Origin of the sequence: Paenibacillus turpanensis, assembly GCF_011421635.1 — a bacterium.
Classification (GTDB): domain Bacteria; phylum Bacillota; class Bacilli; order Paenibacillales; family YIM-B00363; genus Paenibacillus_AK; species Paenibacillus_AK turpanensis.
Genome location: NZ_WTLI01000008.1, coordinates 1 through 26,351, shown reverse-complemented (window position 1 = coordinate 26,351; position 26,351 = coordinate 1). Strand labels below are relative to the sequence as shown.

At 48.2% G+C, this 26,351-nt stretch carries 22 protein-coding genes and 2 other annotated features; of the genes, 9 read left to right on the top strand and 13 right to left on the bottom strand.

Features of this window, described 5'->3' with window-relative positions; genetic code table 11:
• Positions 1–8 precede the first annotated feature (8 nt).
• Together GQS10_RS08830 and GQS10_RS08825 are read left to right on the top strand one after the other, a co-directional pair.
• Positions 9–1,094 (top strand): glycosyltransferase, encoded by a 1,086-nt coding sequence (locus tag GQS10_RS08830; RefSeq protein ID WP_166241158.1) that lies wholly within the window; start codon positions 9–11, stop codon positions 1,092–1,094.
• Between the two features lie 474 nt (positions 1,095–1,568).
• A complete protein-coding gene (locus tag GQS10_RS08825; RefSeq protein WP_166241156.1) occupies positions 1,569–3,566 on the top strand; it encodes an O-antigen ligase family protein in 1,998 nt (665 codons plus the stop codon).
• Positions 3,567–3,612: 46 nt separating this feature from the next.
• Here the strand turns inward: GQS10_RS08825 and manA are convergent, their stop codons facing one another.
• The gene (gene manA, locus GQS10_RS08820; RefSeq protein ID WP_166241154.1) at positions 3,613–4,560 is read right to left on the bottom strand and encodes a mannose-6-phosphate isomerase, class I; all 948 of its coding nucleotides are present in this window, start codon (positions 4,558–4,560) and stop codon (positions 3,613–3,615) included.
• A gap of 19 nt (positions 4,561–4,579) precedes the next feature.
• Positions 4,580–5,569 carry an ROK family protein gene (locus GQS10_RS08815; protein ID WP_243735060.1) on the bottom strand — a complete coding sequence of 330 codons (990 nt, stop codon included), beginning with the start codon at positions 5,567–5,569 and terminating at the stop codon, positions 4,580–4,582.
• 367 nt (positions 5,570–5,936) lie between these two features.
• On the opposite strand from GQS10_RS08815, the gene GQS10_RS08810 reads away from it, so the two are divergent.
• Complete coding sequence (locus tag GQS10_RS08810; protein WP_166241152.1) at positions 5,937–7,562, top strand: S-layer homology domain-containing protein; 1,626 nt, start codon at positions 5,937–5,939, stop codon at positions 7,560–7,562.
• Positions 7,563–7,698: 136 nt separating this feature from the next.
• On the opposite strand, the gene GQS10_RS08805 is transcribed toward GQS10_RS08810, so the two are convergent.
• The 10 genes from GQS10_RS08805 to GQS10_RS08760 all read right to left on the bottom strand — a co-directional run bounded on the left by GQS10_RS08805 (position 7,699) and on the right by GQS10_RS08760 (position 15,898).
• Complete coding sequence (locus GQS10_RS08805) at positions 7,699–8,865, bottom strand: nucleotide sugar dehydrogenase (RefSeq protein WP_166241150.1); 1,167 nt, start codon at positions 8,863–8,865, stop codon at positions 7,699–7,701.
• Positions 8,866–9,054: 189 nt separating this feature from the next.
• On the bottom strand, positions 9,055–9,420 hold the full coding sequence (locus tag GQS10_RS08800) for an O-methyltransferase (protein ID WP_166241148.1): 366 nt from the start codon (positions 9,418–9,420) through the stop codon (positions 9,055–9,057).
• A gap of 63 nt (positions 9,421–9,483) precedes the next feature.
• A complete protein-coding gene (locus GQS10_RS08795) occupies positions 9,484–9,717 on the bottom strand; it encodes a hypothetical protein (RefSeq protein ID WP_166241146.1) in 234 nt (77 codons plus the stop codon).
• Positions 9,718–10,204: 487 nt separating this feature from the next.
• Positions 10,205–11,848 carry a chaperonin GroEL gene (gene groL / locus GQS10_RS08790; RefSeq protein WP_166241144.1) on the bottom strand — a complete coding sequence of 548 codons (1,644 nt, stop codon included), beginning with the start codon at positions 11,846–11,848 and terminating at the stop codon, positions 10,205–10,207.
• Positions 11,849–11,971: 123 nt separating this feature from the next.
• On the bottom strand, positions 11,972–12,253 hold the full coding sequence (gene groES / locus GQS10_RS08785; protein ID WP_166241142.1) for a co-chaperone GroES: 282 nt from the start codon (positions 12,251–12,253) through the stop codon (positions 11,972–11,974).
• 476 nt (positions 12,254–12,729) lie between these two features.
• Complete coding sequence (gene tatA / locus GQS10_RS08780; RefSeq protein WP_166241439.1) at positions 12,730–12,993, bottom strand: twin-arginine translocase TatA/TatE family subunit; 264 nt, start codon at positions 12,991–12,993, stop codon at positions 12,730–12,732.
• A gap of 164 nt (positions 12,994–13,157) precedes the next feature.
• The gene (locus GQS10_RS08775; protein WP_166241140.1) at positions 13,158–14,174 is read right to left on the bottom strand and encodes a molybdopterin-binding protein; all 1,017 of its coding nucleotides are present in this window, start codon (positions 14,172–14,174) and stop codon (positions 13,158–13,160) included.
• A complete protein-coding gene (locus GQS10_RS08770) occupies positions 14,171–14,665 on the bottom strand; it encodes a molybdenum cofactor synthesis domain-containing protein (protein WP_166241437.1) in 495 nt (164 codons plus the stop codon). Before GQS10_RS08770 ends, GQS10_RS08775 begins: the two co-directional genes overlap by 4 nt.
• Positions 14,666–14,713: 48 nt before the next feature.
• The gene (gene moaC, locus GQS10_RS08765) at positions 14,714–15,208 is read right to left on the bottom strand and encodes a cyclic pyranopterin monophosphate synthase MoaC (protein ID WP_424991777.1); all 495 of its coding nucleotides are present in this window, start codon (positions 15,206–15,208) and stop codon (positions 14,714–14,716) included.
• Positions 15,209–15,223: 15 nt separating this feature from the next.
• The gene (locus GQS10_RS08760) at positions 15,224–15,898 is read right to left on the bottom strand and encodes a 5-formyltetrahydrofolate cyclo-ligase (protein WP_166241138.1); all 675 of its coding nucleotides are present in this window, start codon (positions 15,896–15,898) and stop codon (positions 15,224–15,226) included.
• 88 nt (positions 15,899–15,986) lie between these two features.
• Between GQS10_RS08760 and GQS10_RS08755 the strand changes: the two genes are divergently transcribed.
• Complete coding sequence (locus GQS10_RS08755) at positions 15,987–17,918, top strand: ABC-F family ATP-binding cassette domain-containing protein (protein ID WP_166241137.1); 1,932 nt, start codon at positions 15,987–15,989, stop codon at positions 17,916–17,918.
• A 402-nt stretch (positions 17,919–18,320) separates the two neighbouring features.
• On the opposite strand, the gene GQS10_RS08750 is transcribed toward GQS10_RS08755, so the two are convergent.
• A complete protein-coding gene (locus tag GQS10_RS08750) occupies positions 18,321–19,895 on the bottom strand; it encodes a 2-isopropylmalate synthase (protein ID WP_166241433.1) in 1,575 nt (524 codons plus the stop codon).
• Positions 19,896–20,071: 176 nt separating this feature from the next.
• Positions 20,072–20,346: a binding site (T-box leader), on the bottom strand.
• 175 nt (positions 20,347–20,521) lie between these two features.
• Positions 20,522–20,794: a binding site (T-box leader), on the bottom strand.
• A gap of 432 nt (positions 20,795–21,226) precedes the next feature.
• Between GQS10_RS08750 and urtA the strand changes: the two genes are divergently transcribed.
• The 5 genes from urtA to urtE all read left to right on the top strand — a co-directional run bounded on the left by urtA (position 21,227) and on the right by urtE (position 26,175).
• The gene (gene urtA / locus GQS10_RS08745; protein WP_207952199.1) at positions 21,227–22,504 is read left to right on the top strand and encodes an urea ABC transporter substrate-binding protein; all 1,278 of its coding nucleotides are present in this window, start codon (positions 21,227–21,229) and stop codon (positions 22,502–22,504) included.
• Positions 22,505–22,654: 150 nt separating this feature from the next.
• Positions 22,655–23,560, top strand: a complete 906-nt coding sequence (urtB, locus tag GQS10_RS08740) for an urea ABC transporter permease subunit UrtB (RefSeq protein WP_166241135.1) — start codon at positions 22,655–22,657, stop codon at positions 23,558–23,560.
• An 18-nt stretch (positions 23,561–23,578) separates the two neighbouring features.
• Positions 23,579–24,700 (top strand): urea ABC transporter permease subunit UrtC, encoded by a 1,122-nt coding sequence (gene urtC / locus GQS10_RS08735; RefSeq protein WP_166241133.1) that lies wholly within the window; start codon positions 23,579–23,581, stop codon positions 24,698–24,700.
• On the top strand, positions 24,633–25,454 hold the full coding sequence (urtD, locus tag GQS10_RS08730) for an urea ABC transporter ATP-binding protein UrtD (protein WP_166241131.1): 822 nt from the start codon (positions 24,633–24,635) through the stop codon (positions 25,452–25,454). The genes urtC and urtD overlap by 68 nt, the downstream gene beginning before the upstream one ends.
• A gap of 25 nt (positions 25,455–25,479) precedes the next feature.
• Positions 25,480–26,175 (top strand): urea ABC transporter ATP-binding subunit UrtE, encoded by a 696-nt coding sequence (gene urtE / locus GQS10_RS08725; protein ID WP_166241129.1) that lies wholly within the window; start codon positions 25,480–25,482, stop codon positions 26,173–26,175.
• Positions 26,176–26,351 lie beyond the last annotated feature (176 nt).

The window sequence follows — 26,351 nt, the reverse complement described above, 5'->3', positions numbered from 1 at the left end:
TTCATTCTATGAAGGTTGCTATAGTTCATGATTATTTAAACCAATATGGCGGAGCAGAAAGAGTACTCGAGCTCTTTATGGACCTTTTTCCAGATGCACCGATCTATACTCTTCTTACCGATCTTTCGAAAGTAAGCCCTAGGTTTCGCGAAGCGGACATCCGGACATCGTTTATTCATAATATTCCTCTTGCTAAAAAACACTATAAAAAAATGATTGGACTATTCCCTTTGGCTGTTGAGCAATTTGACCTTCGGAAGTACGATCTTATTCTTAGCAGTTCTAGTGCTTTTGCGAAAGGCGTCATTACCAATACCCATCAAACCCATATTTGCTATTGTTACACACCAATGAGGTACGTATGGGATCTTTATCACCAATACATGAAAGAGGATATTACAAATCCAATTTTCCGGGCTGTCCTCCCCTTTGTTCTTCACCGAATTCGAATGTGGGATCAGTTAACCGCCCAAAGAGTAGATTACTTCATTGCCGACGCTCATAACGTTGCGAAGCGTATTAAAAAGTATTACGGTAGAGAATCAGAAGTCATTCATCCTCCCGTAAATATACGGCGCTTCAAAGTAGTCGCAGAAACTGAACCGTACTATCTTATCGTTTCCCGATTAATACCTTATAAGCGTGTGGATATCGTAATCGAAGCTTTCAACGCTCTCAAAAAACCTCTTATTATTATTGGAGACGGTTATGACCGCCCCCGTTTACAAGCTCTAGCCGGACCCACCGTACAGTTGCTCGGTGAGCTACCCGATGAACAAGTGAATGAATATTTCGCCAAATGCCAAGCATTCATTATGCCAGGAGAAGAAGATTTCGGTATTACCCCGCTTGAAGCGCAAGCTTGCGGCCGACCTGTCATTGCCTTTAGGAAGGGAGGCTCCTTAGAAACCATTGTAGAGGGTGAGACCGGATTGTTTTTTGATGAACAGTCTGCTGATCATGTTAAGAAAGCAATACTAGATTTCGAGACCAAAACCTTTGATCGCCAACAAATTCGTAATCACGCCGAATTATTTAGTGAAGAGCGATTCAAATCACAAATGATGGATTTTATCCGTCACCGTACCCATTAACAGTGAAGGAGTTTAAAAATGTCATACCGAAATCCCAAAAATACCCTGCCCTCTTCAAATCAAAGCTGGCTGCTTTGGCCGATCTTGTTAATTACTCTAGGATATTTGTTGATTGCGCCATTCCACAGAGCATTATTTAATGGTCGGTCTTACACATTTGATGAACCGATCTATACTAGTCTTTTATGGTTTGCGCTCGTGATGGTCCTACTATCTATTTATCTTTTTAAAGCATTAAAATGGACGGAACGAAGTGACATTTTCCATATATTGGTTTGGCTAATCCCTATATCCTACACTTTATCATACTTTTCATCTGCCTCAGTCTATATGGCACGAAACGGAATATTCATACACTTATTGTTCGTTACAATCTACCTAGTTGGTGCCTACATAGGTAGAACAGCAATTGGAAACAAAGTGCTTTTCAGCGGTCTTAATATTTCATTTGTGTTCATTATTCTTTTCGGATTCATGAATTGGTTTGGAGATGCTTCCTTCTGGGGGCTATTCGATTGGTCTTATTTGTACGGACTAAACAGTCAAGGGAATACCAACATATACAAAGATGCCGTCCTAACAACCGTAGATGGTGTCCGACTTACTTCTGTATTTCAATATCCTAATACGTATGCTGCCTTTATAATGGCATACATCCTTTATTCTCTCTTTCAAATGACCTCTTCCAAAAAGTGGTACAGTGTGTTCATTAATTCTTTATTCTTGATTCCAGCAGTACTATCGCTGCTATTGACGTTATCTCGGGGAGCTCTTGTAGTTTTCCCTGTATTATTGCTTATGACCCTCCCTTTCCTGTCTGTTGTTCGTCAGTTGTTTAGCTTGATCTATCTTTTTATTGCCGTCGGTATCACGATTGCTATTCTCCAGCCAGTTACAAGCCTAGGGATTTCTCTACAAAACTTGTTTGTACCAGCTGAAGCCCTTAAAGGCTGGCTTATTATACTTGGAAGCTCCTTAGCGTATGCATTAATTGCTTTAATTATTCAGCGTTATATAATACCAATAGTTTCTTCAAAGCTCTCCATCTTTCAGCAGCGGCGTTTTTCTAATATTATTATCCCTACCATCGGGATCGTAGTCGGGTTGCTAGGATTCATGGTATTATTCGGGACTGGTGCTACAAAAATGCTGCCCGAAGAAATTCGTGCCCGTTTAGAAAACATTAATTTTCAGCAGCATTCCGTACTGGAACGTGGCGCTTTTTATGCAGACTCGATTAATGTAATTAAAGATTTCCCTGTCTTAGGGGCTGGTGGCGGTGGATGGGCAGCCGTTTATGAAAAATATCAAAGTAACCCTTATATAAGCCGAGAAGCACACAACTATTTTATCCAGAATATAATTGAAGTCGGTTCTGTTGGGTTTGTTTTCCTTGTTTTATTTCTTGCCACAATTTTTGTTTTCTATATACAAAGCTTTAGAAAACAGTCTGTGGAAGAAAGGGATAACTATTTCCCTTATTTTATTATTGCAGTGGCCATCCTTGTTCACAGCATCATCGATTTTAATATGTCTTATGTTTACATTGGTTCTATCGTCTTTTTATGCTTAGGAGGCATGACTGCTGGTACAAAGCTTACTCCTTTCGCTTTCCAGGTGAGATTAGCATCCGGTTGGCAGAAAAACGTATATCCTATTCTTTTGAGCCTTCTTGCAGTTTTCTTCTTCTTTGAATCGTATCGATTGTTGAACGCTAACAAGCAGTACCAAGAAGCACAAAAAGTTCTTGAGCAGAGCAAAAACTATAATGAAACCATAATTCCCTTAGATAAAGCAATTAACAAATATCCAAATCCAGAATATGTGCATTTTAAGCTGCAATTACTGCAAACTGTGTACAATCAAACGAATAATGTGAAATTTCTTGAAGAGTTTGAAACACTCGTTGCAATCCTTAAGAAAAATGAATCATACAATTCTATTACATCCCAAAACGAATTAAATTTAGCCTTACTCAAACAAGATCATGAAAAAGCTGCAACCATTATTAAAGAGGCACAAGCTAAATTCCCATGGGATATTAATGTGTATGAGAGCCTTATGAAAATCTACTTGCAGCTTGGCAATACAACTGATGAAACGAAACGAAATGAAGAGTGGAATAAGGCTCTTGAATTGTATGAAGGAGAGTTTACAGCACGTTTAAAAAAGCTTGAAGAACTTCCTAAAGGTCAGCAACAAGGACGTATTTTTGAAGTGACGCCTACAATCGCATTAACTATTGGTCAAGTTTACTATTATCAAGGGAAATACGAAAATGCAGAACTTACTTTGAAACAAGGCTTAAATGAACAGTTTCCTGATGAACAAAGCAAAGCAATAGCACGTTTTTATTTGGCAAGCTTGAAGAAACAAAATAAATATGATGAACAACTTGCATCAAAGCTTATGAGCAATGACTCGACAGAAAAATATAAACTTGAAAGCTTATTAAATAGCAGCCTTAATTAATAACTTCTTTAATCCCCCTGGGTGAACCGGGGGGATTAGTTTTCCCCTATAATTTAGATAAAATAAGCTCTATATCTCCTGATATTTTGTACCCACACTGATTTACTGGAATGATAAACGTGTCCCCTTTCACCAATGGATACTGAGACTTATCAAATTCCAAAACACCATTACCTTCAATAACGCTATATATTATAAATGATATGGAATGCTCAAACTCGGCTGTCCCGCTAATATCTAACTTCTGCACCGTGAAATACGAATTAGATATAAACGTAGTTTTTTTTATAAATTCCATCGTTTCAAAAGTAAAACTGTTCGTTTGAATTTTATTTGGCACATTTAATACATCAATAGCTTTACTCAAATGTAGTTCCCTAAGATTCCCTTGGTCATCCCGCCGATCGTAATCGTACACACGGTAAGTAATATCTGAGCTTTGTTGCGTTTCTAACACTACAATTCCTTTACCTAGTGCGTGTAAAGTTCCACTGGGGACATAAAAAAAATCACCTTTACTCACTTTAACCCTAGTAAGTAAGCTCTCCCAATCACCCGATTGAATAAGTTTCTTTAATTGCTCTTTTGTTTCCGCATGATGCCCAAAAACAATTTCTGCATCTGGATCACATTCCAAGATATACCAACACTCCGTTTTACCAAGACCTCCATTTTCATAAACACGTGCATAATCATCACTTGGGTGTACTTGTATAGATAAGTCTTTAGATGCATCCAATATCTTGATAAGTAAAGGGAATTCACTCCCCTGCTCTCCAAAAATCTCTGGATGCTTGTTCCAAAGGTCTCCAAGCTTTTGACCCTTGTACTGACCATTTCGGACAATGCTTTGTCCATTCTCATGCGCTGATACAGTCCACGCTTCTCCCGTTGTATTCGATGGAATATCAAAACCGAAGCTATCCCTTAATTTCGTTCCTCCCCAAATCCTCTCCTTAAAAACAGGATCGAGAAATAAAGGTTCTACCTTCATATATATCTGTCCCTTCTTGTTAGTTGTTTTGAAGAAATAGAGCTGCTGCACCCACAATACCACTATTGCGTTTAAGTTGGGCAGGCTTGACTTGAATAGTTCTTCCTGATGGGTTCAACGCATATTTCTGTACATAGCCATTGACTGCCTTAAATAAAGGTGTGCCGATTTGTGATATGCCTCCCCCTATTATTACCAACTGGGGATCAAAAGTATTAATGAGACTTACACAACCAGATCCGATATAAAGAAATAAACGATCAATTAATAATTGGAGTTGTCGGTCTCCATTCTTCGCCAACTGTAATACTTCCTCTGGGGTCACCGGGCTACCCAATAATTCTGTCCCTTGACGTGCTAGAGCTGTACCTGATGCAACCCATTCGAAGCAGCCTGCTTGACCACAACTGCAAATCCCTGCACTCGCATCGATGACCATATGCCCTACATCCCCGGCGTTTCCTGTCGATCCCGTGTAGAGTCTTCCATTAATTATGATTCCTGCACCAATGCCTGTACTTATTGTTAAATAAATCAATTGCTCGTAGTCCTTACCGGCTCCAACCCACTTTTCAGCTAGGGCAGCTACACTTGCGTCATTTTCCATTCGAATCGGGTTAGAGAAATAACATCTAAACTCTTCGACGATGTTAAAGTCCCACCATTTAGGCAAATTTGGGGGGCATATTAGACTTCCTTCATTAGGGTTGAGAGGTCCGGGAGCTCCGATACCAATTCCAAGAAAGTCTCCCTCTATTCGAGATTTATCGATCATGCACGATATAGATTCCGATGTTTGTTTCACAGCATCCCTCGGATCTTTCGAAACCTCATTTTTAAATTCTTGGGAGGCTAATACATTGCCAAGCTCATCCACAACACCCATTGCGATTTTGGTTCCACCAATGTCAATCCCAATTGCGTAACGCATATATCCTCCAGGTAATTGTATTTGATTATTATAGCATGAGCATTTATATATAACGAAAGCTTCAAGCCTTTTTGGCATGAAGCTTTCCGAATTACATTTAGACACTCATTCTCATTTTTCCTTCAAGTGAGACTAAAAAGCTCTAGACGAAGTCTCACAGTTCGTTCTCCTTCGACAATTGTTTATATCAAGATTCTATCAGAGGTAACTTTATTTTACTAGGACGACCTCCTTCCAAACCATAATTCCCCAGTCCCGCTAACTGGGAAAATAGCCTCATTTCCCCGCCCAACCCCCTCAAACCAACCTCCTCCCCCGAATAAATATCACGTGCAAGCCTTCCAGAATGATCCACTTTTATGCGCTACAAGGAAAGAAAGGCGGTGAACCAACCCCAGTTGGTTGAAGGCGTGCAACATAACCGATCAAGGAGGAGAGAAATAGCTTGAAGCAAAACGAATGGAAAACCAAAACAGCCGGACTTCTGCTCTTCACCTTAGTATCCACGACAGCCATGCCGGCCTTGGCACTAGGAGCAGGCTTTGAAAGCGTCCATTACAACGGACAAACCGTTACCGGGCGTGTGTATGCTGAGCAAGGGGACAGCGTCTTTAACGATCCGGACGGCAGCATTACGATCAGCGTTTATGGCCCGGGGAATACGCTGATTACAACAACGTCAGCTACTTACGCTACCTACTCGGAGGATTTAACGAAGAAATATTTCGATTTCTCCGCGCTCCCCGGTTTATACGGTAATTTACGATTAACTGAAAGTGTATCCCATTCCGTGTACCAGGTTACATACGCGGTTTACAATGACGATGATGATGACGACGATGACAGCAGTGGTGGAAGCGGAAGCGGCGGAAGCAGTGGCGGCGGAGGCGGGTATTCGCCGGATGATCAACTAGAGGCAAACCCTGATGGAACCGTTCCAGCCTCCGATCTGGAGAAAGCTCTTCGGGAAGATTCCACGCTGGAAATTGAGTTCGATGGCGATAAAATACTTCTTCCGGCATCAGCACTCGTTGAAGCCGCAGCGAAGGACGGTTCTTCCATCAAGGTTTACAACAAGTTAGGCAGCTACACACTTCCACTGGATCACCTAGACCTGGAAGAATACGCTGATAAGCTTTCCCTTTCGAATATGGACTACTACATCCAAATAACGATCAAGCAGCCTTCTGACGAGCTTAAGGCAGAGATGGATCAAGCCGTCCAAAAGCTTAGCGGGGCAGATCTTCTGTCGCCATACGTCGATATTGAGCTGACAGCTGTATCCGGCGACAAAATTCTTGACCTTGATCTCGGCTCCATTTATATCGAGCGTACCGTTAAGCTTACAGAGGATGCAAACGGCCGTATTGCAACGGGAGTTATTTACGATAAGGCCACGAAATCCTTCTTGTTCGTACCCATGTTCCTGACACAAGATAGGGATACGCCAATAGCGAAAATCCATCGTCCTGGTCGCAGCATCTACGCGATCCTAGCCTACGAGAAATCGTTCCAAGATGTACAGAGTCATTGGGCGAAGCATCCGGTTAATCGCTTGTCCAGCAAGCTGCTGCTTCAAGGGATGACGGAAAGATCGTTCCAGCCGGAAGGAAAGGTCACTCGCGCTCAATTTGCCGCATTGATGGTTCGCGCCATTGGACTTAGCGGGAAATCCGCTTCGGAAGACTTCAAAGACGTAAACTCTCGGGATTGGTTCCAGCAGGAAGTCGCGATCGCAGCGGAAGCAGGTATTATTAACGGTTATTCGGATGGCACCTTCCGTCCCGATGCTTATATTACACGGGAAGAGCTGGCTGCGATGACGGTTCGTGCGCTTGATTATATCGGGAAAAAGCCAACGGTTTCTTCCTCCCAGCAGATCGCACTTCTGAACCGTTATACGGACAATCAGCAGATCGTCTGGGCTCACAACGAATTTGCTGCAGCAATAACGGCAGATATCGTTGAAGGGATGACACCACAAACCCTGGCGCCAACAGAACTGGCCACCCGGGCACAGGCAGCTACAATGCTGGAGCGCCTGCTGGTGAAAACGAAGCTTATGAACTAATACAGTCGGCAGAAATACCGATAACAACTCAATGAAATGGAAAAGGGCTTATGCATAAACTGCATGAAGCCCTTTTCTTAAATTCACTACGTATAAAGTATCATTCTCCATGTTTCAATCAGGTTTTCCGCAAGCCCTAGTCTCTGCTAAACAAATCTCTTGAATATACCTTTTCTTTCATGTCTTTAATTTCTTCCGTTATTCGATTCGCCACAATCACATCACTATTGTGTTTAAATTGCCTCAAATCGCGAATGACCCTTGACTCAAGAAAAGTTTCATCTGAAATCGAGGGTTCGTACACTACGACTTCCATTCCTTTTGCTTTAAGGCGCTCTATAACGCCCAGTATTGCGGAATCTCTGAAATTATCTGAATCCATCTTCATCGTTAGTCTATAGATCCCCACAACTTGAGGGTTTCTATCATGGATCCTCTGTGCGATGTGATCCTTCCGAATATGATTGGCTTCCACAATGGCTGACATCATTTTGTTTGGAATATCTCCAAAGTTGGCTAACAGTTGCTTCGTGTCCTTAGGCAAACAATATCCACCATAGCCAAAGGATGGATTGTTGTAGTGAGAACCTATTCTTGGGTCCATGCTTACGCCTTTAATCAATTGTTCTGTATTTAATCCCTTCATTTCTGCAAAGGAATCAAGTTCATTAAAAAAAGCTACTCTCATGGCCAAATATGTATTAGCAAACAATTTGATTGCTTCCGCCTCATTGGAATGGGTCAATAAAATGTTTATATCCTCTTTTACTGCCCCTTCCGATAGCAATTTCGCAAACCTCTCTGCACGTTGTGATTTTTCACCAACAATAATTCTGGATGGATATAGATTATCGTACAGCGCTCTTCCTTCCCTCAAAAATTCCGGTGAAAACATAATATTATCAGTTTCAAATTTCTGTTTCATGCTTTCCGTAAATCCCACGGGTACGGTTGATTTGATGACCATAACCGCGTTTGGATTAATCGATAAGGCACTTGAAATGACCGATTCAACCGTACTTGTATTAAAGTAATTCGTTTCGGGATCATAATTGGTAGGAGTAGAAATGATGATAAAATCGGCATCTTGAAATGCCAAGTTAGGATCTGTTGTGGCAGATAAATTGAGGTTTTTACTCTTGAAGTAATCTTCAATTTCACTGTCTATAATCGGAGATCGTTTTCGGTTAACCTGTTCCACCTTATCTTTCGTAATGTCAAAGGCAATAACCTCATTATGTTGAGCTAAGAGTATCGCATTGGATAATCCCACATAACCAATCCCAGCAACAGCTATTCTCATTACAAAACCATCCTTTGCCAAAATGATTTATGCCCTGGGTTTCGTAGCTCTTTCTCGTTAACTCCCATTGCTTTCGTTCTAAGATTATTATATTTAAGTATTGTTGTATCTTGCTATGGATTTACAATAACTTATCTTTTTTAAGAAAATAAAAAGAAGCGATACCACCAAGGGTACCGCTCCTCCTGCTTACTCAAACGTATAATTTGACATATTATAATTCGACTCAAACTGAACGCTAATATTCAGCCCTTTGTCCGACACGGCGAATTCAAACTGAATTTCTCCGTGGGTCCAGCCCTTCTTGTAACGAAGCGAATCGATCGCTAGCTTGCGAAACGCCAATCTCACCTTTGGTTCCATGACTTCCGTCGTTTTACCGCGGAGTACCCCTGATTTGCATTCAATCGGGTCATGCTTGATTCCGTATTTTCCAATGACATTATTACGAATATAAAAGAATATAATACCTGATTCCAAACCGGACAGTTCTTCATCCAATTGCTTAAATGCGCTTTCTAATTGCCGTGCTAATGAAACCCCTTCTAACAACATAAATTAGCCTCCCTTCTACATTCCCTTGATCGACGAACCAGCGTTATGGCTTATCCTAACTGCTTAGTTAGGAAAGCTGACATCCGAATACAAAATACTTTGCTGAAGCCGAAACGAAAACTGAATTTCTCCAAACGCATAACTAGCACGTTTCTTTACTGCCTGCACTGCTTGCCTTCGAAGCACATACTGATGCAGCTCGCATAGTCCGAGGTTGTTGTCGTCTTGAGACTTGTCCGCGCTATATGGATTATGCCGGATGCCGAACGTGTTGACTCCATTTTTGCAAATCCGCAAGTATATAATTCCGGATGTAAGTACTGACAGCTCTTCCGCCAATGCTTGGAACGCTATGTCGATCTGCCTCGCAAATGAGGCGTTTGGTTCTATGACTAATTACCTCCTTTCTATCAAAATTTTAGTTATTTATGCTACTTTTTATCTAAGTTGTGATTCCTATTATAATGAGCCATTTGACATAAATCAACATAATTTTTCCATAATTCATAATATTTTTTATACTTCTTGTCGAATCGGTTTCCTATTTGTTTCAATAGTTTGTAGCACTTCTACCGAAACCTTTCAATAATCAGCAACCGCACTTAAAAATGAGTTACCTTGAGATCTAAAAAGCTTCCGCTCCGCAGCAAAATGAAACCCTCTATTTCGACGAAAAAAAACCGCCGATGCATACGCATCGACGGTTCTTCCGTCTTCCTTATTGTATTGCTAGGCTTGCTGGACGAGTCGTCCGTATGGCCTCAACGCAATCCGCATTAGCGGATTACATCATGCCCATGCCGTCCATGCCGCCCATTCCACCCATGCCGCCCATACCTGCAGCGCCGCCTTTGTCCTTCTCAGGCTTGTCGGCGATTACCGCTTCAGTAGTCAGGAACATTGCCGCAACGGATGCTGCGTTTTGCAGTGCGGAACGAGTTACCTTCGCAGGGTCAACGATACCTGCTTGGAACATGTTCACCCACTCGCCGGATGCTGCGTTGAAGCCTACGCCAACTTCTTCTTTCTTCAGGCGGTCAACCACAACGGAGCCTTCCAGACCCGCGTTGGCTGCGATCGTGCGAACCGGCTCTTCGAGGGAGCGCAGAACGATGTTTACGCCTGTCTTCTCGTCGCCTTCTGCTACAACCGCTGCAACTGCATTGTATACGTTCACGAGTGCAGTACCACCACCGGAAACGATACCTTCTTCCACTGCTGCGCGAGTGGAGTTCAGGGCGTCTTCGATGCGGAGCTTGCGCTCTTTCAATTCGGTTTCTGTTGCTGCGCCAACCTTAATTACCGCTACGCCGCCGGAAAGCTTAGCAAGACGCTCTTGCAGCTTTTCTTTGTCGAACTCGGAAGTCGTTTCTTCAAGCTGCGTACGGATTTGCGATACGCGAGCAGAGATGTCGGACGGGTTTCCTGCGCCGTCAACGATGATCGTGTTTTCTTTGGAAACACGGATTTGACGAGCGGAACCAAGCTGGTCCGGAGTAGTCGATTTCAGCTCAAGGCCGAGCTCTTCTGTGATCACTTGGCCGCCAGTAAGGGCAGCGATGTCCTGCAGCATTGCTTTGCGGCGGTCGCCGAAGCCAGGAGCTTTAACCGCTACGCAAGTGAATGTGCCGCGCAGTTTGTTCACAACCAGAGTTGCCAGCGCTTCGCCTTCTACGTCTTCTGCGATGATTACAAGCGGCTTACCGGATTGAACTACCTTTTCAAGAACAGGAAGGATCTCTTGGATGTTAGTGATCTTCTTGTCTGTAATCAAGATGTGCGGGTTCTCAAGAACAGCTTCCATCTTGTCTGTGTCTGTAATCATGTAAGGCGAGATGTATCCACGGTCGAACTGCATACCTTCAACGACTTCAAGCTCTGTTACGAAGCCTTTGGATTCTTCTACCGTGATAACGCCGTCGTTGCCAACCTTCTCCATCGCTTCTGCGATCAGCTGGCCAACTTCGTCGTCCGCTGCAGAAATTGCCGCAACCTGTGCGATCGACTGCTTGCCTTCGATTGGCTTGGAGATACGCTGAAGCTCTTCGATTGCCGCACGAACCGCTTTTTCGATACCCTTACGGATAACCATTGGGTTTGCACCCGCAGTTACGTTCTTCAGACCTTCACGGATCATCGCTTGCGCAAGAACCGTTGCAGTTGTTGTACCGTCACCGGCAACATCGTTTGTTTTTGTTGCTACTTCTTTAACGAGCTGCGCGCCCATGTTTTCAAACGCATCTTCCAGCTCGATTTCTTTCGCAATCGTTACACCGTCGTTCGTGATGAGCGGGGAACCGAACTTCTTCTCCAGTACCACGTTACGGCCTTTAGGTCCAAGGGTTACTTTAACCGCATTCGCAAGTGCGTCCACACCGCGAAGCATTGCGCGGCGAGCTTCTTCACTGAACTTAATTTCTTTTGCCATGGATATCAACCTCCGATTTAGGAATTGTATTCGATCCCGGACTGCCTCCGGGTGGTATGTGTAGAGTAAGATCTCTATATAATGGTTATACTAGGAAGCACCAATTCGTTATTTGCTTTGCACTTACGGAAGAACGGCAAGGATGTCGCTTTCACGCATAATAAGCAGCTCGCGGCCTTCGAATTTCACTTCAGTGCCCGCATACTTGGAGAAAATGACGCGGTCGCCTTCTTTTACTTCAAGAGGAATACGCTCTCCGTCTTTCAGAGCTCCGCTGCCCACTGCGACAACTTTGCCTTCTTGCGGCTTTTCCTTCGCTGTGTCCGGCAGTACGATGCCGCTTGCAGTCGTTTCCTCCTTCGCTACAGCTTCGATGACTACGCGATCTCCCAACGGTCTGATCATGAAAAATTGCCTCCTTTAGAGTTGTTGTAAAGATTTTGTTAGCACTCAATACCCTGTAGTGCTAACATCCAGTTATTATCATACATTTTTCTAAACTACTTTTCAAGTGCTCCCATGTTAAAATCTCACAACACCCATTCTCGGCTTAAACGCCCCCTTTTCATACTTGCGAACTGTATATTATTGAGGCTTCTTTCGGAGGAATCTAGCAAGTCTCTGTCTGAATGTTTTGAAGCTCGATGATCAGGATTCCCTCAAAAAATAGCATAAAAAGCTTGTCCGCGTTAATCATTTAGTTCGTATATTATCAATCCGAGCCAATCCGCATTTCAATTCAATAAACCGCTCTTTCAAGTACTGACGCTTCAATATATGAAATACAATCCAAGAATAGACTAGCTTTACTAGCTCCCCAAGTTAATAAAAAAAGCACCTCCGGCTCGGAGATGCTTTACATCGCTAAATATATCTGATCCTTAATCGGGCAGCCTGCGGTCATCCTTTGAAGCGGTTGAAGTGACGGTTTCCGGCTTTTTCACTTCTTCAACGGGTCCAACCTCTTTGCGCTGAGGCTGAGGCTCCGGCTTCGGTTCATCTTCCAAGATGGATTGCGAAGCATTTTTAAATTCTCGTAACGTACGTCCAAACGCACGTCCAAGCTCCGGAAGCTTGTTCGGCCCAAACACAAGCAGCGCCACAATGGCGATGATAATGATCCCGCCGATTCCGATATTTTGCATATTCGTCTCCCTACTTCCTAACGTGTTACGGTTATTGTAGCACAAGCCGCCAAAACGATGTGTGAATGTTCTCACCGCATTTAGAAAACCACCAAGGCGGCCGGCGTCCATCAAGCATCGTATGCTGGGGGAAAGTGCATTCCGAGTCATTTCCACTGAAAGCTTTAACAGCCCAGCAGTCCGCCGTACCCCATCGCCGTGATGTCCTCGCGAACAATCGTTTCCCCCGCGCAAATCCGCGGCAGCAGCACATCGAAGGAGGTAAACGGATCATGCATCACACACCCCGGAAGCCCCATCACCGGAATTCCGTCTAAATAAGCCATCATCAGCATCGAGCCCGGCAGCATCGGAGTGCCGTACGAGACCACCTCCGCACCGGATTTCCGGATTGCCCCCGGCGTGCGGTCATCCGGGTCTACCGACATCCCGCCGGTAAGCAAGATGAGATCAACTCCCTCCTGCTGAAACGCATGGATATGCTTCACGATCTCATCGCTTTCGTCAGGGGCGAAACGCTGCTCAACCACCTCGGACCCGAGCGCTTCCACCTTGCTGCGAACGGCGGGGCCGAATTTATCCTGAATCCGGCCCTTGAACACTTCACTGCCCGTGGTGATCAGGCCAACCCGCAGCTTCCGGAAAGGCTTCACCTCAACCAGCGCCACGCCGCCCTGCCGCTCAATTTCCTCGAGGGCCAGCTTCTCCACCGCTTCAATGCGCTCCGCTTCAATAACGAGCGGAACCACCCTAGTTCCAGCCAGCTGCTGCCCCGCTTGAACGATGGTATCATTCTTGATCGTGGAAAACACGATCCCATCTATCGCATTCGCCGCCTCAACGAAAGGCCGCGAAATTTTTGCCAAGCCGAAGCCGGACGCCTTCAGCGATACCTTCCCTTCATGCGGCTCGCTCAGCAGCACGCCTTGTCCCGCAGCCGCCTTCGCCATGCGAAGCGCCGCTTCCTCCTCGTGAAGCCAGCCCTGCTGAAGGTCCATCACATAAATATGCTCTTTGCCGATATCGAGCAATCCGGGAATATCCTCCTCGCGGATGATATGGCCCTTTTTAAATTTGCGGCCCTTAAATTGACCCGGAATAATTTGCGTCAAATCATGCGCCAGCATCATGCCGATCGCTTCCTGCACACGCACCTCACGCAGCATAGGAGAATCGCTCATACGTCGTGATCTCCTTCCCGCATGGTGAGAATGGCTAAAGCATGCGGAAGCTGGTTAATGATAGACAGCAAATTTTCGCTGACCCCTTTCGGGCTGCCGGGGAGGTTAATAATTAACGTTCTCCCGCGAATTCCGGCAATGCCCCGCGACAGCATTGCTCTTCTTGTTTTCTCCATCGATGCGGCGCGCATCGCCTCCGGAATGCCCGGCACCTGGCGGTTGATGACCTCTAGCGTTGCTTCCGGTGTAATATCGCGAGGGGCAAGCCCGGTCCCTCCGGTCGTCAGCACAAGATCGGCATGATAATAATCCGCCATTTCGATCAAGGCCGCCATAATTTCATCCCGCTCATCCGGCACAATACGGTAATCCACAACCTCGCCGCCGAGCTCCTCTTCCACGAGTTCCCGGATAACCTGTCCACTTGTGTCTTCCCGATCTCCACGCGATCCTTTGTCACTGACAGTCAATACGCCTACTTTCCAACGCACCATCCGAAACCCTCCCGCCAATCTCTCTTTTCCCAGTATAGTTCTACGTTATTCCGCTTCCCGGGTGTACACTCCGCTTTTCCCGCCTGTTTTCTCGAGCAGCATCGTCGGTCCGATCACCATATCTTTGTCCAGCGCCTTACACATATCGTAAACCGTTAATGCCGTTAACGAAACTGCGGTCAAAGCCTCCATTTCAACGCCGGTTTTACCTGTAGTTTTTACCGTTGCTTCTATATATAAGTGTGTATCTCCATCATCCTCAAAACGAATGTCTACTCCAGTCAGCGCCAGCGGATGGCACATCGGGATCACCGACGAGGTTTGCTTTGCTCCCATAATGCCGGCCACCTGCGCTACCGCAAGCACATCCCCTTTCGCTACGCGCCCCGCCAATATCGCTTCAAGCGTGGAGGGCTGCATCGTCACGGTCGTACGGGCAACCGCCGTACGTTTTGTTTCCGACTTGTCGGACACATCGACCATTTTGGCCCGTCCTTGTTCATTCATATGCGTAAATTGAGATTGTGTCTGCTCCATCATTATCGACTTCCCCTCTCAATCGTGATTTGTTGTACAGCAAAGCGAGTAGGTCGCCAGCTCCGTAACGAGATAATCGACTCGGAAATCATGCTCCTCCATCGGGACCTCGGCGAGAAGCTGGAGCTCATAAGCCGGAGCAATCCGCAATGGAGCTGCGGCCGCCGGCGTGCGAGCCGCTTCCGCTTCCAGCTTGGCAACGAACCGGTCGTAATAACCGCCCCCGTAACCGAGCCTTCCTCCCCTTCGGTCGAATGCTACGCCAGGCATAATAATCCAGCCGAGCCTTTGCCAATCGGTAAGCTCCGGTACGCACGCATCCGGTTCCCGAATGCCATAGGCACCGGTAACCAGCTGGTCGGGTCCCGTTACCACATGGATCGACATCTCCCTTGTGACCCGATTTACCCTTGGCACTGCAACGGGGCGCTTATGACTCCAGCACCATTCCAGCAGCCCGTAAATATCGACTTCCGATCGAAACGGTACATAAGTAAATACAATTCGAGAGGAATCATTGGTTTGAGGGGCTAGAAAGCGCTCGATGAGAGATTCACAGATCGCCGCGGATTTCACCGCCCTCTCTTCCACTGAAACGCCATCCCGATGACGCTCCACTTCGCTTCGAATATCCTGTTTTGATTTTTGAAACGGGTGAGACATTCCTTTCATTTCCTTTCCGCTGCAAATCATGCTTCCTATATTATAGCATACCGTTCCAAAATGGACGAATCTCTGTTCGGGTGGTACACTAAATGGCGAAAGGAGTCGGATCATTTCTATGCTTCTGCAGGTTTCCCACGTAAGTAAAAGCTACGGGGTTACCCCCGTTTTACAAAATATAACGCTTCAAATCGAAGCCCGCGAGCGCGTCGGCCTCGTCGGCGTGAACGGCGCCGGCAAGTCTACCCTGCTCAAGCTGATCGCAGGCGAGCTGACGCCGGATGAAGGCGGCGTCATTTTTGCCAAGGAATCGACGCTCGGATACCTTGCCCAAGCGAGCGCCTTCGATCAGGAAGGGACGCTTTACGGCGAAATGCTCAGCGTATTCGCCCATTTATATGAAATGGAGCAGCAGCTGCGGCGGCTAGAAAAGCAGATGTCCGAGCCGCAAGTGATTGAGGACGAAAAGCTGTTTGCGCAGACGGCGAACCGTTATTCGGCGCTCTCGGATGAGTTTCGCCTTAAAGGTGGCTACGAGACGGAAAGTAAAATACGCAGCGTGCTTCACGGAATGGGCTTTGCCGAATTTGCCCCGGATACGCCGATTTCCCGTTTAAGCGGCGGGCAAAAGACGCGGCTTGCTCTCGCGAGGCTGCTGCTGATGGAACCGGATCTGTTGATGCTTGACGAGCCGACCAACTACTTGGATATTCCTACCTTAACCTGGCTCGAAGGCTATTTGCGCAACTACCCCGGTGCCATCCTCGTCGTTTCCCACGACCGTTATTTTCTCGATGCGCTGGTGACCTCCATTTACGAAATCGAACGCAACGCAGCCAAGCGCTACACTGGCAACTACAGTCAATATATTGAGCGCAAAGCGGCGGAATACGAAATCGAATTGAAGCATTTTGAAAAGCAGCAGGAAGAAATCGCGCGTATGGAGGATTTTATCCGCCGCAACATTTCGAGAGCGTCCACAACCAAGCGAGCCCAAAGCCGACGCAAAGCACTCGACAAACTGGACCGCATGGATCGTCCGCTCGGCGAGCTAAAGCGGGCGTCGTTTCGCTTTGAGATCGACCGCGTCACAGGGCAGGATGTGCTGACCGTGGATCAGCTTGGCGTTGGCTATTCTCCGGAAAAGCCGCTGCTCCGCGGCGTGCACTTCGGCCTGAAGCGCGGTGATATGGCCGCTTTGATCGGTCCCAATGGTACCGGCAAATCCACTTTGCTCAAGACGCTGGTCGGTCAGCTCCAGCCGCAGGCCGGTTCGATCCGTTGGGGCTCGGGCGTCCGCGTGGCTTATTACGATCAGGAGCAAACGGGCCTCACTCCCCACAACACGGTTCTGGACGAGGTGTGGAACGAATTTCGTCATCTTGAGGAAAAGGCGATCCGTACAGTCCTCGGCAATTTTTTATTCAGCGGCGACGATGTTGCCAAACGAATCAGCGACTTAAGCGGCGGCGAAAAGGCACGTGTCTCCTTGGCGAAGCTCATGCTGCAGCGGGCCAATGTGCTCATTTTGGACGAGCCGACCAACCACCTTGACTTGTTCAGTAAAGAGGTGCTGGAATCCGCGCTGATGGATTACGAGGGAACCGTTCTTTTCATTTCCCACGACCGATATTTCCTGAATAAGCTGGCGGATCGAGTGCTGGAGCTGTCGACAGATGGCATTCGACATTTCCTGGGAAATTATGACGACTATTTGGAGAAAAAAGAAGAGCTTGCAGAATTGTCGGAAGAAGCACAATTAAGCACCTCAAAAAATGAAGCTCAACCGACAGACCTCGAGCCCAAAAAGTCGAATTACGAAGCAGATAAGCAGAACAAGCGTGAAGAACGGGCCAAACAGCGCCGTCTCGCACAGCTTGAAGAAGAAATCAGCAAGCTGGAAGAGGAAATTTCCGAGCAGGAGCAGGAGCTGACGAAGCCCGAGGTATATGGTGATTTTCAGCGCGTACAAGAAATTCAAGCCCTGCTTGATCAAAAGAAAGCGGCACTCGAAGCTTGTTATGACGAGTGGGGACAATTAGCGGAGTAAATTGTACACATTTTTCTGTGGATAAAATGATTATAAATAAGGAGAACCGCCCACAATCGGGACGGTTCTTCTTTTTTTCCCGTATCACTCCAGGCTTTATGACTTGTTAGTAAAAGCCCGGTTATCCTCAGAAAACAGGCGTTCCCCTTGTGGATAATGTGTATAACCTTATTACGATAAAAAGAAGGCGCAGAAGTTATCCCCAACTTCCACGCCATCCACAACCCCTGATCTTCAGTTATACACCGTGCACAAAATGTCGCAATCCCGCGTGGCGTAAGCTTTCCCCAGGTTTTATTCACATCATCCACAAAACCTGTGTATAACTATGTGGAAAACCAGTCTGCATCAACTCGCCTTCCACAGCCGCACTTCACAAGCTTCCATGTATACACCGCCGTATTAAGCGTCCCTCTTAGGTTCCGACACAGCACTAGAGGCGCTTACGGCCGCTGCACGGGAAGCTCCCGAACGAACCGCTTCATTAGCCGCTGCCAAGTAAGCCTTTGCCGCAGCTACAATCACATCGTCGTCAATAGCGCTGCCTCGATATCCACACCCCCGCGCTCTTACATGTACTGCCGCTTCGCAATAGGCCGCCTCTCCGGAGGCCATCGAATGCAGCTCCAAATGCTCAAATTCAACCGGAACCGGCATCGCCTGCTTCATCGCGATAATCGCCGCCTCAATCGGCCCTTGGCCCGCAGCCGTGAACGTCTGCACTGCGCCATCCGCCGTATTTCGCAAGGTTACGGCCGCCACCCGGCTGCCTGATGCGGCTGCCGTCATCATCTGCATATCCACAAACTCAAACGGCACGATCGCCTGATCTACAGCTTTGCCCACCAATACCGCAAGCTCGTCATCTGTCACTATTTTCCGATCATCGGCAAATTGCTTAAACCGCTTAAATACATCATCAAGCTGCTCTTCCGTCAATTCCACGCCAAATTGGCTGACCCGATGCTTTATCGCATGACGCCCGGAATGCTTGCCAAGCACAATCATGTCCCGCGGCACACCCAGCTGCTCCGGGTCCATAATTTCATACGTGCTGCGATTTTTCAGCAGGCCATCCTGATGAATGCCCGCCTCATGCTGAAACGCATTGCGGCCAACTACCGGCTTGTTGTAGGCAACCGGCAGATGCATCGTCCGCGACACCATTTGGCTGGTCCGGTAAATTTCCGATTTTTCAATCGCCGTTTCCGCCAGAAGGGTGTTCTTGCGTGTTTCGACCGCCATCACCAGCTCCTCCAACGAGCAGTTGCCGGCGCGCTCGCCGATGCCGTTTACCGTCACTTCAACCTGTGTCGCCCCTGCTTGAATCGCAGCAAGACTGTTCGCTACCGCCAAGCCCAAGTCGTTATGACAATGTGCGCTCCAGCGTACCGAATCACCGCCGCGAACATTCGAGCGAACCCGCGTAAACATGGCTCCGTATTCCTCCGGCAGCGCGTAACCGACCGTATCCGGCAAATTAATCACGGTCGCTCCTTCGGCAATCACCGCTTCTACCATCTCATACAGAAAGTCTTCGCCGCTGCGCGACGCATCCATCGGAGAAAATTCAATTTCATGGACAAACTGCTTGCCGTACGCCACCATTTCCCTTGCGATGCGCAGCACCTCTTCGCGCGTCTTGCGCAGCTGGAAATCCATGTGGATTTGCGACGAGGAAATAAACAGGTGCAGCCTTCTGCGAGCCGCTTCCTCCGTCGCCTTTACCGCCGCGTCAATGTCAGATCGGACGGCACGGGCAAAGCCGCATATTTCCGCAGCACGTACACGCCGCGAAATTTCTTGAACAGCCCGGAAATCACCGGGACTGGAAGCCGGAAAGCCCGGCTCAATAATATCTACCCCAAGCTTCTCCAGCTGCAGCGCAATGCGGACTTTATCCTCCGGTGTAATGGATGCGCCGGGCGACTGCTCACCATCTCGCAAAGTCGTATCAAAAATGTGAATCATGCTCATGTTTTTCGCCTTTTCCATTGCAAATCAGCCTCTTTTCAAGTGATTTATTCGATCCAGATACCCCGCAAACCCCGCAAACGAAAAAACCTCTATCGTGTCCCTTCCATGATGAACGAACGTGATTCAAAGGGTGGTAAGCACCAATGAAAAAAGCCTGCCGAACCCCTGAACATTTGTCAGGAGACGACAGGCTTTCACCTACCGCGGTACCACTCCGCTTGATGCGCCCGCCATGTAACATAAGGCAGCACGCATCCTCTTTAAGCCCGATCACGGGGGCTGCCGTTTTGCTATAGTCGGAGACCAGCAGCTATAACAAACTTTCCGCCGCTATTCCGATTCCAGCAAACCGCTCCCGGGCGAGTTCGAGCCTTTTTCCGACCGCGTCGCACCATCCCGCGGCTCTCTGAGCGAAAAAGCTAGCTCTACTGCTCCCGTTCCCAGCGTTTCCTTATACAACTACTAATTTCGTTGAATTCACGAGCTAAATCCGTGTTTTATAGAAGCATACCCTCTATGTCATCTCAGGTGATGTTTTCTGTGTTTCTCAGCTGCACCAGCCAGCCGCCCGAAAAGAAACGTGATCAGCGTTCCTCTTCAAAAAATAATAAAAGCCCTGCATCTCAATAAGAGACGCAAGGCTTAGCTCACGCGGTACCACTCTCGTTGATGCACCTAACGGCACATCCACTTTGTCATATTGTCCGGCTCGTACGCTGCCGGCTGCAATATGCGCCTTGTCACGGAGGCTTCCGTCCTCATGTAGGGCCGCTGCTTCTGCACGCCGTTCCATCAGGCCGCTCCCGGGCGAGCTTCCGAAATTGCTTCGCACTGCGTTGCACCAACCCGCAGCTCTCTGACCGAATCGCATTCGTACTATTCCCGTTCTTTGCGTTTGCATTTTAAATTGGCTGGTAATTGTAGTTTATTATATGCAGTCAAAAATATTCTGTCAATTTAAAAAAACGTAAATGCATCTGCCTATCCTTGCCCCCTCAAATGAATCCATAAATCCAACCATTAACCAGTGTAATATTAATGTCAGATATCGTCCAACTCATTACACAATCACTCAATCATTCACCCTTCAAAATGTAAACATTCCGTACCGAATTTAAAAAATTGACCACAACCCCCTATTACAACTGCCCTAAAACCGAACAATCCACCCGTGTCAGCCCCCTATTTTCCACCTTTTGGCCACGTTTTCATAAAAATATCCGAAAAATCTATGTTAGATTTATTGACATATGATGTTCAATAACATACTATACTCTCAATGGAACCCACTATGGAGCCCACAAAAAATGGTAAAAGGGAGTTGTAGCTTTATGAAAGCAAGAAAACATTACGGTCTTCTCATTCTCGCACTGCTCATGGCTTTATCGGCCGTACTCTCGGCATGTGCCGGTTCGGCGACCAAGCCGGCTGCAAGCGGCTCTGAAGCATCCGGAGAAAACTCCGGCGCAGCAGCTTCAGCAGACAGCAATACCATTCCGGTCGGGATCGTACACTCCCTGACAGGCACGATGTCCATCAGTGAAGTTTCCGTTCGCGACGCGACACTTCTTGCGATTGAAGAAATCAACGCAGCGGGCGGCGTACTGGGCAAGCAGCTGAAGCCCATTGTCGAAGACGGCGCATCCGATTGGCCGACCTTCGCCGAGAAAGTAAAGAAGCTTCTGCAAAAAGATAAAGCAGCCGTCATTTTCGGCGGATGGACTTCTTCCAGTCGTAAAGCGATGCTGCCTGTTGTAGAGAAAGAGAAAGGACTACTCTTCTACCCGGTACAATACGAAGGCCTGGAGTCCTCGCCGAACATTTTCTACACCGGCGCTACGACGAACCAGCAAATCATTCCGGCTGTAACCTGGCTCCTGGAGGAAAACAAAAAGAAGCTGTTCCTCCTTGGCTCCGACTACGTGTTCCCGAGAACAGCCAACAAAATCATTAAAGAACAGCTGAAAGCAGACGGCGGCGAGCTCGTAGCCGAAGAATACACACCGCTTGGCCACACGGACTACTCCACAATCATTAATAAGATTAAACAAAACAAGCCGGATGCCATCTTCAACACCCTGAACGGCGACAGCAACGTAGCCTTCTTCAAGCAGCTGAAGGACGCAGGAATTACGCCGAGCGATATGCCAGTCGTATCCGTAAGTATCGCGGAAGAGGAAATCAAGAGCATCGGCGCTTCCATTCTTGAAGGCCACTATACTTCCTGGAACTACTATCAAACGACAGAAACGCCTGAAAACAAAAAGTTCGTCGAAGCCTTCAAAACGAAGTATGGCAAAGACCGCGTTACGGATGACCCGATCGAAGCCGGCTACTTCGGCGTCTACCTCTGGGCGGAAGCTGTGAAAAAAGCCGGATCTACGGATGTAGAAAAGGTAAAAGCAGCGGCAAAAGGCATCGAGTTCAACGCACCGAACGGTAAAGTTACCATCGACGGTGACAACCAGCACGTGTACAAAACGGTTCGTATCGGCCAAATCCAAGCAGACGGCCAGATCAAGGAAGTATGGAGCACTGGCAAGCCGGTGAAGCCGGATCCATTCCTGAAGACGTACCCTTGGGGCGCGAACGTAACCAACGCCAAATAAGACCATTAGAAAAAGGTTAGAAAACCGGATCGAACACATTCAATCGAAGACTACCATCAGCACCAGCAATGCCGGGCTGCCCGTTCGGGCAGTCCGATTTTTAAATCGGAGCAGGGGCTTGACCCGTCTCCGAAAGGAGGGATTTGACGAATGAGCATCCTGTTTATGCAGCTTTTTAACGGGATCAGCGTAAGCTCCATCTTACTTCTGATCGCTCTCGGGCTGGCCATCACCTTTGGTCTCATGAACATTATCAATATGGCGCACGGCGAATTTATTATGATCGGCGCCTACATGGCCTTCGTCTGCCAGCAGGCGTTCACCAAATGGGTGCCGGAGCAATATTTTGACCTCTACTTCATCGTCTCGCTTCCGGTTGCCTTCGCGATCGCCTTCGCAATCGGCTGGCTGTTGGAGCTTTCGCTCATCCGTTTCTTATATGGACGGCCGCTTGACAGCTTGCTGGCCACCTGGGGCGTGTCACTTATGCTGCAGCAGCTTGCACGGGAAATTTTCGGTGCGCAGAACGTGGCCGTGAAAGCGCCGAGCTGGCTCGAAGGCGGTCTTGCCTTATCCGCTGACCTTTCGCTGCCTTACAAGCGCCTTTTCATTATTGCTCTCGTCGCGATTTGCTTGATCGTCATTTACTTGTACCTGTACCGCAGCCGCGGCGGCCGTCAAATGCGCGCTGCCATGCAAAACCGTCAAATGGCGTCCTGTCTTGGCATCTCGACGCGCAGACTTGACGGCCAGGCATTCGCCTTCGGCTCGGGCATCGCTGGAATCGCAGGCTGCGCACTGACACTGATCGGTCCGATCGGCCCATCGATCGGCACGAATTACATCGTCGATGCTTTTATGGTTGTCGTTCTCGGCGGAGTCGGAAAGCTCGCTGGATCGCTCGCAGGCGCACTCGGCATCGGTGTACTGAATACCACCTTTGAGTTTTTAACGACGGCAACACTTGGCAAGGTCATCGTGTTTGCGCTGATCATCGCCTTTTTACAATGGAAGCCCGCTGGACTCTTTACGATTCGCTCAAGAGCGCTGGATTAAGGAAGGGAGTGTGAAAAGATGCTGCAGCGAAATGCTTTTTCCACCAAAACAAAACTATTGCTGACTGCGGGACTCATCATCCTTATGATGGTCGCACCGCTGTTTTTATCGGAATTCCGTCTCTCTCTGCTCGGAAAATATTTATCCTATGCCATCTTAGCCATCGGCATCGACTTAATTTGGGGCTACACCGGCATTATGAGCCTTGGGCACGGCGTCTTCTTTGGCCTCGGAGCGTATTGCACGGCAATGCACCTTAAGCTGGTGGCCTCGGGCGGCGGTCTGCCGGACTTTATGTCCTGGAGCGGCGTGGAAAGCCTGCCGTGGTTCTGGAAGCCGTTCGAATCCGCTGGCTTCGCCATTCTCATGTCGATGGTCGTCCCCGTCATTGTGGCCGCAATCCTTGGCTACTTTACGTTCCGCAACCGGATCAAAGGCACGTTTTTCGCGATCTTATCGCAGGCTTTAGTGATCGTAATGTATACCTTGTTCGTCGGCCAGCAGGGCTACACCGGGGGTACGAACGGACTGACGAACTTCGATTCCTTCCTCGGCATGCCGCTTGGCACGGCTGAATCGAAAATCATTTTGTACTATGCAACGGCAGTGCTTCTCGTGATCGTATTTTTCTTAAGTCGGGCCTTGGTAAAAGGGCGTCTCGGAAAAGTGCTGACAGCGATCCGCGACGGCGAAAACCGCGTGCGCTTCCTTGGCTTCAATCCCGTCGTCTACAAGCTTTTTGTATATTGTCTCTCCGCCGCGTTGGCCGGACTTGCCGGAACGATGTTTATTTTGCAGGAAGGCATCATTTCTCCGGCACAAATGTCGATCGTTCCTTCCATTGAAATGGTGCTGTGGGTCGCCATCGGCGGACGCGCAACATTGATCGGCGCAATCATCGGAGCGGTCGTAACGAACGCAGCCAAGTCGGGCTTCAGCGAAATGTTCCCGGACGGCTGGCTATTCTTCTTAGGCGGGCTGTTCGTCGTGACGGTACTGTTCCTGCCGAAGGGCATCGTCGGCTCCATTATGGACGTTTGGAACAAAGCTATGGCAAAAAGGAGGGCATCGAATGAGCACAGCTACAGCGAATCACCAGCGGCAGGCACCATCGCAGCCGGCAGCAGCACACGGAGCTGAGACGGTTATCGAGACGAAAGGGCTCGAAATTGATTTTGATGGCTTTAAAGCCGTTTCCGGTGTTGATTTTGCCGTTCGGCAGGGTGAACTTCGCTTCCTGATCGGCCCGAACGGTGCAGGCAAAACGACCCTTCTCGACACCTTGTGCGGGAAAGTCAAGCCTTCCAAAGGCCAGGTGCTGTTCAAGCAGTCCAAGGTGCTGAACCGTATGCAGGAGCATGAGATTTCCCGTTTGGGCATCGGCCGAAAATTCCAAGCCCCTTCCATTTTCAGCGACTTAACGACTTATGAAAATCTTGAGCTTTCCATGAAGCAGGATCGCGGCTTGTTCCATGCATTGCTTGCCCGCAAATCGGAAGCGGATCGCCGGAAAATTTTCGAGGGTTTAGAGCGTGTTGGGCTTGCCGGGCAGGCAGGCACCAAGGCCGGCTCACTCTCCCACGGGGAAAAGCAGTGGCTGGAGATCGGCATGCTGCTCATGCAGGAGCCCGATTTGCTGCTGCTCGATGAGCCGGCGGCGGGCATGACGGACGATGAGACGGATAAAATGGGACGGTTTTTGCAGGAGCTGAGCGGTGAACGCACCATCATTGTCGTGGAGCACGATATGGAGTTCGTGCGGAATTTTGCGCAGACCGTTACGGTTATGCACGAGGGCAAAATTTTGAAGGAAGGCACGATGGATGAGGTGCGCAGCGACAAGCGCGTGCGCGAGGTGTATCTGGGCCGCAGCGGCGATCGAAGCGAATCGTAAATTGGGGACGAAAGGGGGCGGCACGATGCTATCCATAGAAAAAGTGGAAGCCGGTTACGGCGAAAGTTTGATATTGAAGGGCATGAATTTATCCGTCATGCCCGGTCAGGTTGTCTGTTTGATGGGCCGCAACGGAGTCGGGAAAACGACGCTCATGCGTACGATCATGGGGATTGTCAAAACGCGCGGCGGCAAAATCATGTGGAACGAACAGGACATTTCCGGGCTGTCCTCGGATCGGCGGGCGCAGCTCGGCATCGGCTATGTGCCGCAGGGACGGGATGTGTTCGGCCAAATGACCGTCGAGGAAAACTTGCTGCTCGGCCTTGAGGCGGCCAAGAGCAAATCGAAGGATATCCCTGAGGATGTGCTGGACCTCTTCCCCATCCTCAAGGACTTTCTAAAGCGCAAAGGCGGCGACCTCAGCGGCGGACAACAGCAGCAGCTCGCGATTGCGCGGGCACTGGTGTCCCGGCCGAAGCTTCTGCTGCTCGATGAACCGATGGAAGGCATCCAGCCGTCCGTCGTCGACTTGATTGAGTCGGTAATCGAGGGCATCAAGCATAAGCGGGAAATGGGCGTGCTGCTGGTTGAGCAGAGCCTCGAGTTTGTCGGCCGCATCGCCGACCACTATTATGTAATGGAAAAAGGCGCATGTGTCGCCGAGGGCGGCGCCGATGAGCTGAGCGACGAGCTCATCCGTGAGCATTTGACGGTGTAGGCTCGGGAGCTTGTAAATAAGTCAAATAGGCAGCTTAGATACGACGAACAACAACTCGTCCCTAAGCTGCCATTTTTATGAATTAAGATAACCCTTGTTATGAATTAGTTATTTTTTAGGCTGCGACATTGTCATGACAACCATCCACGCATGTTTTCTTAAAAAAGGGAACAAGC